The organism is Proteus sp. MB838, from assembly GCF_054767435.1.
The window spans coordinates 1-16,298 of the sequence record NZ_BAABMO010000036.1; the positions used below are offsets into that span (position 1 = coordinate 1).

Annotated in this window: 15 protein-coding genes; 8 read left to right on the forward strand and 7 right to left on the reverse strand. The window is 37.9% G+C overall.

Annotated features, from left to right (window positions below; genetic code table 11):
* From xni to queF, 3 genes are all read right to left on the reverse strand, one after another.
* The coding region (gene xni, locus ACYUCW_RS14280; RefSeq protein ID WP_460408855.1) for a flap endonuclease Xni at positions 1-524 on the reverse strand (524 nt) is incomplete at its 3' end.
* Between the two features lie 6 nt (positions 525-530).
* Positions 531-1,898, reverse strand: coding sequence for a nucleotide 5'-monophosphate nucleosidase PpnN (gene ppnN, locus ACYUCW_RS14285; RefSeq protein WP_004249505.1), 1,368 nt, complete (start codon positions 1,896-1,898; stop codon positions 531-533).
* Between the two features lie 91 nt (positions 1,899-1,989).
* Positions 1,990-2,835: an NADPH-dependent 7-cyano-7-deazaguanine reductase QueF gene (gene queF, locus ACYUCW_RS14290; protein ID WP_004245492.1), complete on the reverse strand. Its 846-nt coding sequence runs from the start codon at positions 2,833-2,835 to the stop codon at positions 1,990-1,992.
* A gap of 163 nt (positions 2,836-2,998) precedes the next feature.
* Here queF and syd point away from each other — a divergent pair, with 163 nt between their 5' ends.
* The 6 genes from syd (at position 2,999) to ACYUCW_RS14320 (ending at position 8,983) form a co-directional block, all read left to right on the forward strand.
* Entirely contained in the window at positions 2,999-3,547 is a 549-nt protein-coding gene (gene syd / locus ACYUCW_RS14295) for a SecY-interacting protein (protein ID WP_036970662.1), read from the forward strand.
* A 473-nt stretch (positions 3,548-4,020) separates the two neighbouring features.
* Entirely contained in the window at positions 4,021-4,344 is a 324-nt protein-coding gene (locus ACYUCW_RS14300; protein WP_004245488.1) for a YqcC family protein, read from the forward strand.
* A gap of 8 nt (positions 4,345-4,352) precedes the next feature.
* Positions 4,353-5,132: a tRNA pseudouridine(65) synthase TruC gene (truC, locus tag ACYUCW_RS14305; RefSeq protein WP_087726383.1), complete on the forward strand. Its 780-nt coding sequence runs from the start codon at positions 4,353-4,355 to the stop codon at positions 5,130-5,132.
* A 281-nt stretch (positions 5,133-5,413) separates the two neighbouring features.
* Positions 5,414-6,862, forward strand: a complete 1,449-nt coding sequence (gene ptsG / locus ACYUCW_RS14310; RefSeq protein ID WP_004249509.1) for a PTS glucose transporter subunit IIBC — start codon at positions 5,414-5,416, stop codon at positions 6,860-6,862.
* A gap of 121 nt (positions 6,863-6,983) precedes the next feature.
* Positions 6,984-8,468, forward strand: a complete 1,485-nt coding sequence (locus ACYUCW_RS14315) for a hypothetical protein (RefSeq protein ID WP_049209823.1) — start codon at positions 6,984-6,986, stop codon at positions 8,466-8,468.
* A gap of 71 nt (positions 8,469-8,539) precedes the next feature.
* The gene (locus ACYUCW_RS14320; RefSeq protein ID WP_049209822.1) at positions 8,540-8,983 is read left to right on the forward strand and encodes a flavodoxin; all 444 of its coding nucleotides are present in this window, start codon (positions 8,540-8,542) and stop codon (positions 8,981-8,983) included.
* 119 nt (positions 8,984-9,102) lie between these two features.
* Here ACYUCW_RS14320 and ACYUCW_RS14325 read toward each other — a convergent pair whose 3' ends face one another.
* From ACYUCW_RS14325 to map, 4 genes are all read right to left on the reverse strand, one after another.
* Positions 9,103-9,489 (reverse strand): DUF3461 family protein, encoded by a 387-nt coding sequence (locus ACYUCW_RS14325; RefSeq protein WP_004245482.1) that lies wholly within the window; start codon positions 9,487-9,489, stop codon positions 9,103-9,105.
* Positions 9,490-9,558: 69 nt separating this feature from the next.
* Positions 9,559-10,383, reverse strand: coding sequence for a 2,3,4,5-tetrahydropyridine-2,6-dicarboxylate N-succinyltransferase (gene dapD / locus ACYUCW_RS14330; RefSeq protein ID WP_004245480.1), 825 nt, complete (start codon positions 10,381-10,383; stop codon positions 9,559-9,561).
* A gap of 34 nt (positions 10,384-10,417) precedes the next feature.
* Positions 10,418-13,063, reverse strand: a complete 2,646-nt coding sequence (glnD, locus tag ACYUCW_RS14335) for a bifunctional uridylyltransferase/uridylyl-removing protein GlnD (protein ID WP_017628587.1) — start codon at positions 13,061-13,063, stop codon at positions 10,418-10,420.
* A gap of 154 nt (positions 13,064-13,217) precedes the next feature.
* Positions 13,218-14,015: a type I methionyl aminopeptidase gene (gene map / locus ACYUCW_RS14340; RefSeq protein ID WP_049209821.1), complete on the reverse strand. Its 798-nt coding sequence runs from the start codon at positions 14,013-14,015 to the stop codon at positions 13,218-13,220.
* A 518-nt stretch (positions 14,016-14,533) separates the two neighbouring features.
* Between map and rpsB the strand changes: the two genes are divergently transcribed.
* Positions 14,534-15,259 carry a 30S ribosomal protein S2 gene (gene rpsB / locus ACYUCW_RS14345; RefSeq protein ID WP_004245475.1) on the forward strand — a complete coding sequence of 242 codons (726 nt, stop codon included), beginning with the start codon at positions 14,534-14,536 and terminating at the stop codon, positions 15,257-15,259.
* A gap of 135 nt (positions 15,260-15,394) precedes the next feature.
* Positions 15,395-16,246, forward strand: coding sequence for a translation elongation factor Ts (gene tsf, locus ACYUCW_RS14350; protein ID WP_004248719.1), 852 nt, complete (start codon positions 15,395-15,397; stop codon positions 16,244-16,246).
* Positions 16,247-16,298: the final 52 nt, after the last annotated feature.

Below are 16,298 nucleotides of genomic sequence, written 5' to 3' on the forward strand. Positions count from 1 at the left end.
CTGCTAACGCCTGTTAATCCCCAATAATCAGTTAATTGTGTCGGTTTAACACCAAACTCTTGATTAATAAATTCAAGATCGAGCCAGCGTTTTTGGAAATAGTCACGAATACGTATGGCAGGGGAAAGTAATTGGCAATAACCTTTATCTGTTGAAATAATGGTCACATTATGTCCGGCTTGAGCGACTTTTGTTGCCAAAGTTGCGGCCACATCATCCGCTTCATCGCCTCCTGAATGCCAGCTTTTTATACCTAAGTTAAGTAGCATTGCTTTAATTTCTGGAAGCTGTTGGTGCAGATCAGCCGGCATCGGCGAGCGGCCTGCTTTATATTCCGGCAATAACTGATGGCGCCAGCTATTTTCCCTATCATCTTCATCAAAAACAGCAACCGCGTGAGTAGGCCGTGTGTGATTAAGCAATTGATTCACGCTATGTTCACACACTGTCAGGCATGAAGAACCTGATGCCGCATGAATACGGCGGATCAGGTTTAATGCATCAATGATCAGCAAATGTACCATAATTAATTAGCTGATGATCTCGTAACAAGGTTGATAGGCACTACCACCAGGTAGCTTCATACGATGTTGTTCGACAAAACCCGCCAATAAAATATCCATACGGCGCATAATATCGCTTTCACCGTGAATTTTATAAGGGCCATGAGCTTCTATCGCCTTCATTCCCACTTCTTTTACGTTACCTGCGACAATACCGGAAAATGCACGGCGTAAATCAGCCGCCAGTTTTTCAGGAGATTGATGCGTGCTTAAATTAAGTGATGCCATATTTTCATGAGTTGGCTCGAAAGGATGTTGTAAGTCCGCATTAATTTTTATTGACCAATTAAAGCTGTAAGCATCCCCTGTGCTACGACGGTTATCTTTTACCAATGGCATGTATTTCTTCATAATACGAGCCACTTCAGCCGCATCATCGACGATGATTTGATAATGACGTCGTGCATCTTCACCTAAGGTATTAACAATAAAATCATCGAGTACTCGGAAATAGTCTGCACTCTCTTTAGGACCCGTTAAAATCAGTGGGAGTACTTGTTCTTGGTTTTCTGGTGACATCAGAATACCAAGTAGATAGAGTAGCTCTTCTGCGGTTCCTACGCCCCCTGGGAAAATAATAATGCCGTGGGCAATACGAACAAAAGCTTCCAGACGTTTTTCAATATCTGGCATAATGATAAGTTCATTGACCAGAGGATTTGGTGGCTCTGCGGCGATGATTGATGGCTCTGTAACACCAATAAAACGGCTATTTCTATAACGTTGTTGAGCGTGACCCACTGCAGCGCCTTTCATGGGCGCTTCCATAGCTCCAGGTCCACACCCAGTACAGATATTCAGTTCGCGTAACCCTAATTCATTACCGACTTTTCTACCGTAAAGATACTCTGTTTCATTGATGGAGTGTCCACCCCAGCAAACGATCATATTTGGATCTTCATCGATATGTAGCGCTCTTGCATTACGTAAGATAGAGAAAATGGTGTTTGTTATATGGGCGCTGTTTTCAAGATTTAAATGTAGGTCGCGTTTTGCCGTGGTTATTTGCCCATGCACAAACAAAATATCGCGCAGTACAGCAAATAGGTTTGCTTGTAGAGAGCGAATAATTTTTCCATCAACAAAGGCATCTTCTGGGGGATTAACTAGCTCTAATTTTACACCACGTTCGCGACGCAGTACGTTAATATCAAAATCTTGGTATTTAGATAACAGTTCTTTACTACTATCAGTAAGGCTACCAGAGTTGAGAACTGCAAGTGAACAGTTACGAAACAGTTGATAAAGATCACTGCTGGCTGTTCTTTTAAGCATATCAACTTCTAGCTGTGAAAGCAGATCCATGGAACCTAATGGGCTGACATGAGTTATCACGTAGGACTCCTTTTTCTCCCGAAATAACAAACTGAAGTGCAACTGATCTCTGTATAACATAGATCATATTAACATACAGGCATTATTCACGTTATTGTCTGGCTAAGCGACCAGTTTCTGGAACAAACTCACAATTACTACGCCAAGGATTAATATCTAATCCTCCACGGCGAGTGTATCTTGCATAAACCGTTAATGTGTCTGGTGAACAAAATGTCATAATATCGTGGAATATTCGCTCAACACACTGCTCGTGAAATTCATTATGCTGTCTAAAGGATACAAGATAGCGTAGTAGTTTTTCACGGTCGATTTTTTTGCCTTTATATTGGATCATCACAGATCCCCAATCAGGTTGGTGCGTGATCAGGCAATTTGATTTTAGCAGATGACTAACAAGCGTCTCCTCAACCAGTGTATCTGTTGTTGATCCGTTTAACCATTGGCTATCGAATTGGTAATTATCAATTTCAATAGGTTGGTTATCAATGCACTCTCCTACAAAATCGACAATAGGCTGTGAGGTAAAATGGGAAAGTGGGTAAAGCGTTAGATGCACCCTGCCTTTAGCACAAGCAGTTAAATCTTTGAGTAATGTTTCTTCAACAATGTGCCAATTTTCAAAACGAGTTTGATTAAAGCTATTGAGATAGAGCTTAAAGCTTTTTGATTCGATGAGATTTTCTGTCGTTGCATCTAATTCTACATGGCCAATAGCCACTTGAGGTAAACCTTGGCTGTTGAGCCAAGATAGCTCATACATTGTCCAGATATCACCACCATGAAAAGGTAGATTGTCAGCAGTTAAAGAGAGTGAATCTCGATTTAAGCGACGAGGTACACCTTGTAATAGACTCGCATCATAGTGTGTGTGGTATTGTGTTTCTTTGCCTAATGATAGTGCTTCGAGAGCCTTATCTCCCTGATATAAAGACATAATCGATATCCTAATGTCATCAAAAAATGGAAAGAGCCGTGATTATACTAGCGAAATATCAAGAGTATATGAACGCTTTATTATTGGCGCTCAAAATTACCGGTATTATCAGGTAACATAAGGGATATATTTCTCTTTTTTATGCCTACAGACGATGATAACGATGAATGATATTTCCACTGAATTAAAACAGCTTACGCAAAATTATGTTGATTTATGGCAACAAGAGTCAGGGTTTCCTCCTGCCAGCCATGAGCTTTATGGTGTTCCTTCTCCTTGTATTTCTCGTACCGGAGATAATGTGGTTTATTGGTTACCACAGCCTTTTAAGGGTCGAGATAAATTAGAAAAAGTTGAAAAAGCGATGGGAATTATTATTCGCCCTGAATTACATGACTATTTTACTACGCAATATGCTGGTGATATGCAAGTCCGTTTTGATTCGCTCAACTTTACTCTGCTTCAAATTTGGAGTGAAGAGGATTTTATTCGCCTACAAGAGAACATGATCGGACATCTTGTGACACAAAAACGATTGAAGCTTACCCCGACTTTGTTTATCGGTACAACAGCGTCTGAAAACGATATTATTTCTGTATGTAATCTTTCAGGTGAAGTAATACTAGAAACTTTTGGTCAAAAGAAAAGGGAAGTGCTTGCAGATAATTTATCACTATTTTTAACAAAATTAACCCCTGTTTTTGATAAGTAAGGTAATCATTTAGCTATTTTTTCTGTGAGATATATCTTACAAAAAGAGCATCTTTAGCTTACTAAATGCAAATATTGCGTAATGCTTTTTTTGTTTGTTAAATAATTTCAATGGATTAATCATACATTGTTTTTCGTGATGGTTTTTCTTTATTGATTACCTTTGTTTTGTGGGTTGTTTCACTAACCAATTATTGGCATTCTACCTCCGCCAACTAAGGGATTATTTGGTAACCGTGATAAAGAAAGTAATCAAGGATGTAGGAAATAGGATATTTCCATTAATACAAGATATAGACTTTCATCATCATGGATGACAGATGACAATAAAACGGTTCTGCTAGGATGCAGGTATTATATTAGATAATCATATCTTCTTGTCTAAAGGGGCTACGGCCCCTTTATTTTCTATTTGTTTTTCACTCTTTCAGCCCCAATGTTATGCTTATTCTGTTTTTATGTAAGGAATAAACAATGACCTCAGAACAACACATTTTAGCAAGACTGTTATTAATTGAAGAAGAGATGAAAAACATAGGGTTATGGCAATTGGATGCGCCTAATGATGAGGCTTTTGCAAGCTCAGAGCCTTTTTGTATTGATACAATGGAGGCGCATGAATGGTTGCAATGGGTTCTGATCCCTCGTTTATCTTCTCTTATTGACAGTGGTATGGCATTGCCGACGGCTTTTGCTATCGCACCTTATTATGAAGAAGCATTTAAGGACGATGAGACGCGTGATTATGTTGATTTACTCAATCACCTTCGTGAACTTGATGCGTTATTTAAGCAATAAGGTCAATGATGCTAGATATTATTTATCAAGATGAATATCTTGTGGCGGTGAATAAACCGGCGGGCTGGCTTGTTCACCGCAGTTGGCTTGATAGGCATGAAACCGTGTTTGTGATGCAAACATTAAGAGATCAAATTGGTCAGCATGTTTTTCCTGTTCATCGTTTAGATAGACCCACATCCGGAGTGCTATTAATGGCGCTCTCTTCCGAGGTTGCAAGAACACTTTCAGTCTGTTTTGAACAACATCAAATGGAGAAAGTGTATCATGCAGTTGTGCGTGGCTATGTTGAAGAGCCAATGATAATTGATAGTCCACTTGTTGAAGAGCATGACAAAATCGCTGACAAATTTGCCTCTCAACCTCCTAAAATTCAACACTGTATTACGCATTGTGTGCCACTTGCAAAAGTGGAAAAAGAAGTGGCGATAGGGCGCTATCCAACATCGCGTTTTAGCTTATTGGAATTACGTCCTGAAACGGGGCGTAAGCATCAATTGCGCCGTCATATGTCTCATATTCGTCACCCTATTATTGGGGATACAGCCCATGGCGATTTACGACAAAATCGTGGGGTCGTAAATCATTTTCAATCACATCGTTTGATGTTACACGCAAGTCAGCTAAACTTAATTCATCCGCTCACTCAACAACCACTTAACTTAACAGCGAAGTGGGATCTGCCATGGCAACATCTGATTAATCAGTTTGGCTGGCGTGGTCTAAAGCCCGAATTAGAGCAATTCGGTGAGGATTTAGCTCACCATTTTGTACTTTCTGATATTTGAATATTGCTTACCTGTCGTGACTATCAAGACTTATTTACTTAAGTTTTGGTAGTTTGCGCAATATTTATTCCTCAATAACTGGTTGTAATATAAAAGTTACTTTTATTGATAAAAGATATGAACTGAAACGTGACAGCTATCATATATTCAATAATGGATTTATTTTATGATGTAAAATAAATAGAGCTTATTATTAGATAAGTTAATTGAATAAACCTACCTTAACTTTAAACAAATAAAAAACTTATAACACATACAACCCATATTCAGGAGTCTGCTTGATGTTTAAAAACCTATTTGTTGTTTTACAAAAAATTGGAAAATCCTTAATGTTACCGGTATCTGTGCTACCTATTGCCGGTATCTTACTAGGGGTTGGGTCTGCGGGACTATCATGGATCCCTGTCTCTGTTTCTCAAGTGATGGCAGAAGCGGGTGGTTCGGTTTTCTCTAATATGCCACTGATTTTTGCTATTGGTGTGGCGTTAGGTTTTACCAATAATGATGGTGTCTCAGCTCTTGCGTCCGTCGTTGCCTATGGCATCATGTCAAAAACCATGCTGGTGGTGGCACCTTGGGTCTTAGGGTTATCTCCTGATAGTGTTGAAATACAACGTTTAACTGATACGGGGGTACTAGGTGGGATCATTGCCGGTATTATTGCCGCATCAATGTTTAACCGCTTTTATCGTATTAAACTTCCTGAGTATTTAGGCTTCTTTGCAGGTAAACGTTTTGTACCTATTATTTCTGGTCTGATTGCGATTTTTGTCGGTATTCTTTTATCCTTTATTTGGCCTCCTATTGGTACTGCTATTCAACGTTTTTCTGAGTGGGCAGCGTATCAAAATCCAGCCGTTGCATTTGGTATTTATGGTGTTGTTGAGCGTGCGTTAGTGCCATTTGGTCTACATCATATCTGGAATGTACCATTCCAAATGCAAGTGGGTGAGTATGTAAATAGCGCAGGACAAGTGTTCCACGGTGATATTCCACGTTATATGGCAGGTGATCCAACTGCGGGGATGTTATCAGGTGGCTTCCTATTTAAAATGTTTGGTCTACCCGCTGCGGCCATTGCTATTTGGCATACAGCACGTCCTGAAAACCGTGTAAAAGTTGGCGGGATCATGATTTCTGCGGCATTGACTGCCTTTTTAACAGGGATCACAGAGCCAATTGAATTCTCATTTATGTTCGTAGCACCTATTCTTTATGTTATTCATGCCATTCTTGCCGGTTTAGCATTTGTTATTTGTATCTTGTTAGGTATGCGTGACGGTACAAGTTTTTCTCATGGCTTAATCGACTTTATCGTATTGAGTGGCAATAGCAGTAAACTGTATCTATTCCCAATTATTGGCATACTTTATGCGATAACTTATTACTCTATTTTCCGTTTTTTAATCGTGAAACTCAACCTGAAAACCCCAGGGCGAGAAGTAGAAGATAAAAACGCGAAACAAGCGGATAAAAGTGCGATGGGACAATCTTTAGTCGCTGCTTTCGGTGGTAAAGATAATATCAGTAGCTTAGATGCTTGTATTACACGCTTGCGTATTGGTGTAAAAGAGATTGATAAGGTCGATCGTGATGAGCTGAAAAGACTGGGAGCGGCTGGTGTTGTGGTGGTTGGATCCGGTATTCAAGCAATTTTTGGCCCTAAGTCTGATAATTTAAAAACTGAAATGGATGAATATATTCGGTCTATAGGTACAACTGAAAAATAAATTATTTTTGACTAAATTAGAAAACACTCTTATGCATCAGCTAAGAGTGTTTTTTTATTGAAATAATATAGGTGTTAATTATGTAATTATTTTAGAACATAAACAGAGTTTAAGAGATTAAATGACAATGAAATTATTTGGAAAAGATGATGAATATAAAACTTTTGTGCTCTCTATAGGGAATAAAAAAAACATCTCTTTGGGAGAAGGTGATATTTCTTTAGGAAGAAAAGATTTATCTTTACTTATAAGAAATAGTAATAGAGACTTTATGATTGCTAATAAAGATAAAGAAGTTTTATTCTTTAAATTTACATTAGAGTTGAAATGTGCTCTGGAAAAATACATACTTGAAAAAAATAAAAAAAAAGATAGGCTGAAGAAATTAAAAGATATTCTTGAAAAAGAAAGATTAACTGATAAAATAATAATACTTGATAATAAGGTAATTGTATCAGAAATAAAAGATACTAATGATATAAATGTATTATTTTCCTCTTTGTTAAAGAATAAAGATAATTCTAGTACACTTTTTAATAAAATATTTAGTAATAAAAATATAATAATTAATAGTTTTATCTCTAAAGAAGAAAAAAAGATTTCTGATGACATAGAAAAGATAGTAAATAAAATTAGGCGTAACCCAGAATTTACATTATATAATAACAATTCTCTTAAATATCAACATATAACTACCATTTCGAATAAAATTTTTAAGGAACCAGAGAATACTGATATAACAAAAGATGATTCTCATAATAAAAATAATCTTGATAAAATAGAAGAAAAAGAATCCCCCAAAAAATCAAAAAAAGCAGCCCTGATGGAACAACTTGATAAAGATAAACAGAAAATGAATGAGTTGTTAGCTACTTCTAGCCAAGGGTTATTAAAAACTGTAGAGTATATAGATAATCTATCTAATTTAATTAGTTCTAAAACTGATAATGGTACTTGTAATTTCGACCTCATTGACCAATTCAAAATGTCTATTGAAACTTTGGTAAAAAAATGTAATGTCTTTAACAAAGATAGTCAGTTTTTATCTAAAAAAGATATTGAGATAGAGTTAAGTGACATAAAAATAACAATTGAAGAACTTAATGAAATTATAAAAAAGATGGAGGATTTTAAATCTAATCAGTTATATTGTTTTTATAAAGAAGCAGATGAATATAATTTTACTACAGTTAACGAGATTAATGTTAATTTTAAAAAGGTTTTTTTTAATAATATAAAAGATATGTTTTCTCAATTATCTTCTTATAATAAATTATTAAAGGAAAATAAAGGTTTTTTCCTTAAACTATATAAATTATTATTTAAAAACAAATACCTAAGAAAAAAAGAGATAAATGATAATGCTGTTAAAAAATTAGAAATATTGGATAGGGATTTATTCTTTTTGCTTGAATCTAAAGATTTTAAAAATAATTATGTACCTGATTGGGCTTGCAAATTAGTAGCTAAAATAATAAATGAATCAATGCCTAGAAACGATATTTTTTGGCGATTCTCTAAAGAGCGCACAGAATGGAATAAAATTTATAAATCATTTATTGTAGATAGATCATTTATTGTAGAGAGAAAGAGAGAAGAAATATAGAGCATAAATTATATATCAATAATATAGTATGTGATTTACTATGATTATAGATAAATGAAATAGGGGACATTATGGCTAAAATCGGCATTTTTGTTGGTACTGTTTATGGCAATGCATTGGCGGTTGCTGAAGAAGCGCAGCGCATTTTGCTTGAGCATAAACATCAAGCTAATATCTATGAAGAAGGTACACTTGCTGATTGGCAAAAATATTCAACAGTACTGGTGATAAGCTCTACAACCGGCCAAGGCGATTTACCCGATACAATAGCACCTTTATTTTATGAGCTACGAGATAATGTTGGTTATCAACCTAATTTACATTATGGCCTAATTGCGTTAGGTGATAGCAGTTACGGTAATTTTTGTGGTGCAGGTATGCAATTTGAAGCGTTATTACAAGAGCATCAAGCAAAGCGCATTGGTGAAATATTAAAAATAGACAGTATGGATATTGCCGAGCCAGAAGTATTTGCTATAAATTGGCTGGAAACTTGGGCTACATTATTGAATTAAATTAATCGGTTACTTGAGCAATAAATTGATGGATCATGGCTATCTTATTAAAGAGCACCGCTTACTATTAAATTGTGAATAGTTATAAGCGGTGTTTCTTATAAAATTGAGACAATTAATTAACGACGAGTCAATTTTTCTAAATCGGCTTCAATTTCAGCAATTTTATTGGCAACAACGTGCTCAAGGTGACGTAAATCATCGAGGATTTTATGTTTCAAATCCACTTCCACTTGATCTTGCTGGCAAATTTGATCTAATTCTTCAATCACATAACGTAAGTTAGTGTTGATTTCATTGACTTCTTTAAAACCTTGTCCTGATTGAGTATCAGAAATTGTTTTACGTTGGCGTGGATATTTAAATTTTACACTTTTTGCAAAGAATTCACCTTTATCTTTGCGAAAATAAATTTTTAAAATATCGTTGTTAGCTTCTTGACGTAGGGTATAGCGATCAATATCTTCAGGATGTTGGATCCCTAAATTTTTTAAATTATCGTACATATATTGGCACCAGATAGAAAGATGAATGAGATACAGCGAACAGAATTCATTCTATCCGCTGTTATTATATTAGTCGATAGTTCTTAACAATTCATTAATACCCACTTTCCCACGTGTTTTAGCATCGACTTTTTTTACAATCACAGCACAGTACAAACTGTAACGACCATCTTTTGACGGTAAATTACCAGAAACCACCACTGAACCAGCAGGAACACGACCGTAATGGATTTCGCCAGTTTCTCTGTCATAAATTTTGGTACTTTGTCCAATATAAACACCCATTGAAATGACAGAGCCTTCTTCAACAATCACACCTTCAACAATTTCAGAACGTGCTCCAATAAAGCAGTTATCTTCAATAATGGTTGGGTTAGCTTGTAAAGGTTCTAATACGCCACCGATCCCAACGCCACCGGATAAATGGACATTTTTACCAATTTGCGCACATGAACCAACGGTTGCCCATGTATCCACCATACTTCCTTCATCAACATAAGCACCAATATTGACATAAGAAGGCATTAGAACCGTATTACGAGCAATATAGGCCCCTTGTCTGACGGCAGCAGGTGGCACAACACGAAATCCCTCTTTTTCAAAACGAGCTTGATCGTAATTTGCAAATTTCATTGGCACTTTATCAAAATAACGGCTTTCGCTACCGTCGATCACTTGATTGTGACTGATACGAAAAGAGAGTAGAACCGCTTTTTTTAGCCATTGATGAGTAACCCACTGACCATTAATTTTCTCAGCAACTCGCAATTTTCCACTGTCTAGTTGAGCGATAACGTTATTAATCGCATCGCGTACCTGTGGTTCAACATTATCTGGTGTGATTTCAGCGCGTTGTTCAAAGGCGTTATCAATAATAGATTGTAATGCTTGCATCTATAGTATTTCCTATATGTATTGTCGTGGGTTTCTATATTTTATCCTTTGAAACGAGGGCTTTTGTCAACCTTTCTACGACTTCATCCTTCATTTTTTGGTTTAACGCATTATTTTCGTTATCTGTTAATACAAAAAAATCCTCAACACGCTCACCAATAGTGGTGATCCTTGCGCCATGTAACGAAAGAGAAAGATCGGCAAAAACCTTACCTATAATAGCTAATAAGCCTGGGCGATCGCGTGCAAATAACTCCATATAAGTACGTTTATTATGGTTAGAGGCGATAAAGTTAATTTTAGTGGGTACCTCAAAATGGCGTAATTTAGCTGGTAAAGCACGGGTTTTGGCATTGGCGTTATAAGGGGCTGATACAACGCGAATAAGCGCTTGGCGTATAGCATGATAGCGATCAATCGCCAGTGGTTTACCATTAGGCTCTAAAACGATAAAGGTATCCATTGCCATATTGTCGCGATTAGTAAAAATTTGTGCGTTGTGAATATTTAAATTACGTCTATCTAGCTCACCCGCAACAGAAGCAAATAGAGAAGGCCGGTCAGCACACCAAATAAAAACCTCTGTACCACCATGCTCGGTTTGTTGGCTAATCAATACCATAGGCTCAGCACTATTGTGCTCAATAAGAGCCTGAGCATGCCAAGCAATTTGCTCTGGAGTATGACGTAAAAAATAGTCCGCATGACAACGAGCCCAAATCGCTTGCAGTTTTTCTTCATCGACCTGTTGCTGTTGTAAAATAGTTAGTGCTTGCTGACGGTGATCGCGGATACGTTCCCGTAAATCTGGAATAGAGTGCATCCCTTGGCGTAATTGATTGGCCGTAGCGAGAAATAGTTCACGCAGTAAGCTTTGTTTCCAACTATTCCATAAGCTACTGTTTGTTGCACAAATATCAGCAACAGTGAGACAGAGTAAATAGCGTAAACGGCTCTCATTTTTGACTTCAGAGGCAAATTGGAAGATAACATCGGGATCTTGAATATCACGTCTTTGTGCCGTTACAGACATAAGTAAGTGATGACTTACAAGCCATTCAACTAAAGCGATTTCTCGTTGATTTAGTCCATGTTGTTGAGCAAAGCTAATAACATCCTGTGCACCTAATAAAGAGTGATCACCATGTCGCCCTTTAGCAATATCGTGAAATAGAGCAGCAAGTCTTAATAACTCAATTTGAGGTAGTTTCGGGTAGATATCGACACAAAGAGGATGTCGGTTTCGATTTGCATCATCAGCGAAACTTTCAAGTTTTTGTAATACACGGATAGTATGCTCATCAACTGTATAAGCATGGAATAGATCAAACTGCATTTGACCGACAATATTGTTCCATTGTGGGAAATAAGCACTTAATACACTATGTTTATGCATTGGGACAAATGCCCCCGAAACCGCCCTAGGATGACGTAAGATTTGCATAAATACTTGTCTAGCTAGTGGGTACTCACATAAAGGTTGTACTAAATGACGACGGGCATAACGCAAATGGCGTAGTGTGGTCGAATAAATTCCGGTTATCTCTGTATGCTCTGCCATACGTAAAAATAACCGCATAATGGCAATAGGATCATTAAGAAAACATTCATCGTCTATAACATCAATTAATGTACCTCTTAATTGAAATTCTTTGTCAAGAGGGCGAGGTTTAACATTGGGTTGTAATGCGAGGATTGCTTCATCAAAGAGTTGCAGTAGCATATCGTTTAGCTCACTCACACGGCGAGTAACGCGATAGTAATCCTTCATCATTTTTTCGACAGGTTGGTTGCCTTCACCTTGATAATTTAAAAGTTGGGCAACGCTTAATTGGCGATCAAACAGTAACCTATTGTCATAACGATTGAGGACTAAATGTAGCGCAAAACGGATCTTCCATAAGGTATATTGGCACTCGAGTAATTCTTGTCCTTCGGCAGGGGTTAAAAAGCCAAAGTTGACCATTTCAGATATTGATGTTGCGCCAAAATGACGGTGAGCGACCCATATAAGGGTGTGAATATCACGAAGTCCCCCAGGACTACTTTTAATATCAGGCTCTAGATTATAACTGGTGCTATGAAAGCGTTGATGACGTTGTTCTTGCTCTTCAATTTTAGCTGCAAAGAAATCAGGCGATGGCCAAAAACCTTGGCTAAAAATGTGTTTAATTAATTGTTGATAGAGTGCGTTATTACCACAAACAAGACGCGCTTCTAGTAAATTGGTGGCAATAGTTAAATCAGACAGTCCTTCTAAAAGGCACTCTTCCATCGTTCTCACACTGACACCTATCTCTAAACGGATATCCCAAAGCAAGGTAATTAATTGACTCACTTTTTCGGCAATTTGGGGAGGAAGAGGCTGTTGACTTAAAAATAGCAAGTCAATGTCAGAAAGAGGGTGTAATTCTTGGCGACCATACCCCCCCACTGCAATGATACAGAGATCAGGGTGATCCGCTAATTCAGTATAACGCCATAATTGTGTGAGTAGTTGGTCGATAAAGTGACTACGAGCTTGTAGTAACAAAGCAACATCAGCATCATGATGAAAAGCATCTGTTAACCATGACTGAAATTGTTCAATAGAGTGTTTTAGTAAAGTACTATCTAGCGTATTTTCAGTCAGCAACGAAGGGGACGGTGGTGCTGTTTGAAAGGTATTGGAGGTTATCATAGTTAATCATCTCACTCATATATGCTGATTATATTAAGAGTAATGTTAAAACGGTAACCTGACTAGCATTTCTATTTTCTTACCAAAGTTGAAAATAAAAAAAACGACATACCTCGAAAAAATATGTCGTTTTTACATTTTAGAAGAGTGCGATTTATTCGTTAACTAATACGGCAGAAATAAATGGCTCTTCTTCTTTACGCAGTGTCATGATTTCACAACCATTGTCGGTAACCACTAAAGTATGCTCATATTGAGCAGACCAACCGCGATCTTTGGTTTTTACTGTCCAACCATCTTTCATGGTACGAATACGGTAATCTCCAGTATTGACCATCGGCTCGATAGTAAATGCCATGCCTTTTTGTAACACAACACCACCGTCATCAGCATCATAGTGTAATACTTGAGGCTCTTCGTGGAAACCTTCGCCAATACCATGTCCACAATATTCGCGTACCACAGAAAAATCATGCCCTTCAACGAATTTTTGAATGGCCTTACCTAATTCACGTAAGCGAATACCTGGTTTTACCATTTTTATTGCAAGGTAGAGACTTTCTTGGGTGATCCGACACAGACGCTCACCTTGAATAGTCGGTTTACCGACGATAAACATTTTTGACGTATCGCCATGAAAACCCTCTTTAATGACAGTAACATCAATATTAACAATATCGCCGTCTTTTAAAATTTTGTCTTCACTAGGAATACCATGGCAAATAACATCATTAACAGAAATACACACTGATTTAGGGAAGCCATGATAGTTTAAGCAAGCAGGGATAGCTTGCTGAACATCAACAATATGTTGATGACAAATACGATCTAATTCCGCTGTACTTACGCCGGGTTTTACAAAGGGTGCGACAACTTCAAGGACTTCAGCCGCAAGACGACCCGCGACGCGCATTTTTTGAATATCTTCTTCAGTCTTGATTACAATAGCCATTTGAGTTCTTCATTAATAGATTTAAAAGCCACAATACAATCATTATTGCATGGTATTGCAGGTCTATGAATTATGATGGTGAGAAATAATTCTAATTACCATTTATGATATCAGCAGAAAGTGGGTGTGCCAATCAAAGAGGATAGGAGTAATCTGTTTGATATCGCCAATAATCAGGCACATTACGCCTTATATTGTTTGTTGTCTTTACATATTGCGCTTTTTTATTCGCTGTTGTTAACTGATATATTGGCAGTGAAACCGTAACTAATAGTGGTTTCTTGAGGTTATTTATGGTATAAAGCGCGCCGGAGTTCTGTTATTGGCTATGGCTTCACCATGTGAGGTTTAAGAAATAGCAGTAAATCTGAAAACATTCAATTGTGTTAATGACACACACAAATCGACACATACGCCGGGGTGCTCTTATGTAAAGGTTTAATCTTTACAGCTGATGAGTCGGTCGTATGGGATTTGTGGAGGAAATAACCCCAAATTTAAACTTATAGAGGTCTAAAATGGCAACTGTTTCAATGCGCGATATGCTGCAAGCCGGTGTTCACTTCGGTCACCAAACTCGTTACTGGAATCCAAAAATGAAACCATTCATCTTTGGTGCGCGTAACAAAGTTCATATCATTAACTTGGAAAAAACTGTTCCAATGTTCAATGAAGCTCTGGTTGAACTGAACAAAATTGCTTCTCGTAAAGGCAAAATCCTGTTTGTTGGTACTAAGCGCTCTGCCGTTGAAGCTGTTAAAGAAGCAGCAGAAAGCTGTGACCAGTTTTATGTAAACCACCGCTGGTTAGGCGGTATGCTGACTAACTGGAAAACTGTTCGTCAGTCAATCAAACGTCTGAAAGATTTAGAATCTCAATCTCAGGACGGTACTTTTGACAAACTGACCAAGAAAGAAGCGTTAATGCGTTCTCGTGAACTTGGTAAGTTAGAAAACAGCCTGGGTGGTATCAAAGACATGGGCGGTTTACCTGACGCTCTGTTTGTTATCGATGCTGAGCACGAACACATTGCTATCAAAGAAGCAAACAACCTGGGTATCCCAGTATTTGCTATCGTTGATACTAACTCTGATCCAGATGGTATCGACTACATTATCCCTGGTAATGATGATGCAATCCGTGCGGTTAAATTATATCTGACCGCTGCAGCAACAGCTGTTCGTGAAGGTCGTTCTCAAGATCTGGCTGTTCAGGCTGAAGAAGGCTTAGTCGAAGCTGAATAATAAGGCATGCTCGTAAGAGCCCTTATTTAACCAGGTATTGCTATATATTGGTTAGGGGGCCTCAATAGGCCCCCTTTACACATCTGCTATGAGAACATCTATGGCTCGCCCATAGAAAAGTCGAGGAAGAAACAAATGTCTGGAATTACCGCTGCATTGGTAAAAGAACTGCGTGAACGTACTGGCGCAGGCATGATGGAATGTAAAAAAGCGCTGGTTGAAGCTAACGGTGATATCGAATTAGCTATCGACAACATGCGTAAATCAGGTCAAGCAAAAGCGGCTAAAAAAGCAGGTCGCGTTGCTGCTGAAGGTATCATCCTTGCAGAAGTTGCTGCTGATGGTAAATTCGGTGCGTTGGTTGAACTGAACTGTGAAACAGACTTCGTTGCTAAAGATGCTGGCTTCATCGCATTTGGTAAAGATGTTATGGCTGCAGTATTAGCAGACAAAACTGACGATATCGAAGCACTGAAAGCGAAATTCGAAGACGCTCGTACTGCATTAGTTGCAAAAATTGGTGAAAACATCAACATTCGCCGCGTTGCTATCTTAGAAGGCGAAGAGTTAGGTACTTACCTGCACGGTGCTCGCATCGGTGTTTTAGTTGCAGCTAAAGGCGCTAACGAAGAACTGATCAAACACATTGCTATGCACGTTGCTGCAAGCAAACCAGAATATGTTCGCCCTGAAGATGTGCCTGCTGATGTTGTTGAGCATGAGCACCAAATCCAGATGGACATCGCAATGCAATCAGGTAAACCACGCGAAATCGCAGAAAAAATGGTTACTGGTCGTATGAACAAATTCACCGGTGAGATCTCTCTGACTGGTCAGCATTTCGTTATGGATCCAAGCAAAACTGTTGGCGATCTGCTGAAAGAAAACAATGCTGAAATCATTAACTTCGTTCGTTTCGAAGTTGGTGAAGGTATTGAGAAAGTTGAAGCTGATTTCGCAGCAGAAGTTGCGGCAATGAGCAAATAATAACGCTTTGCGTTAATAGAACCGCCTTAAGGCGGTTCTGTTTTGTTACAAT

Coding starts and splice junctions, on each gene's coding strand:
- queF (WP_004245492.1), bottom strand. CDS start 2,835: ATGTCTTTATATCAGGGAGATAAGGCTCTCGAAGCACTATCATTAGGC.
- syd (WP_036970662.1), top strand. CDS start 2,999: ATGAATGATATTTCCACTGAATTAAAACAGCTTACGCAAAATTATGTT.
- ACYUCW_RS14300 (WP_004245488.1), top strand. CDS start 4,021: ATGACCTCAGAACAACACATTTTAGCAAGACTGTTATTAATTGAAGAA.
- truC (WP_087726383.1), top strand. CDS start 4,353: ATGCTAGATATTATTTATCAAGATGAATATCTTGTGGCGGTGAATAAA.
- ptsG (WP_004249509.1), top strand. CDS start 5,414: ATGTTTAAAAACCTATTTGTTGTTTTACAAAAAATTGGAAAATCCTTA.
- ACYUCW_RS14315 (WP_049209823.1), top strand. CDS start 6,984: ATGACAATGAAATTATTTGGAAAAGATGATGAATATAAAACTTTTGTG.
- ACYUCW_RS14320 (WP_049209822.1), top strand. CDS start 8,540: ATGGCTAAAATCGGCATTTTTGTTGGTACTGTTTATGGCAATGCATTG.
- ACYUCW_RS14325 (WP_004245482.1), bottom strand. CDS start 9,489: ATGTACGATAATTTAAAAAATTTAGGGATCCAACATCCTGAAGATATT.
- dapD (WP_004245480.1), bottom strand. CDS start 10,383: ATGCAAGCATTACAATCTATTATTGATAACGCCTTTGAACAACGCGCT.
- glnD (WP_017628587.1), bottom strand. CDS start 13,063: ATGATAACCTCCAATACCTTTCAAACAGCACCACCGTCCCCTTCGTTG.
- map (WP_049209821.1), bottom strand. CDS start 14,015: ATGGCTATTGTAATCAAGACTGAAGAAGATATTCAAAAAATGCGCGTC.
- rpsB (WP_004245475.1), top strand. CDS start 14,534: ATGGCAACTGTTTCAATGCGCGATATGCTGCAAGCCGGTGTTCACTTC.
- tsf (WP_004248719.1), top strand. CDS start 15,395: ATGTCTGGAATTACCGCTGCATTGGTAAAAGAACTGCGTGAACGTACT.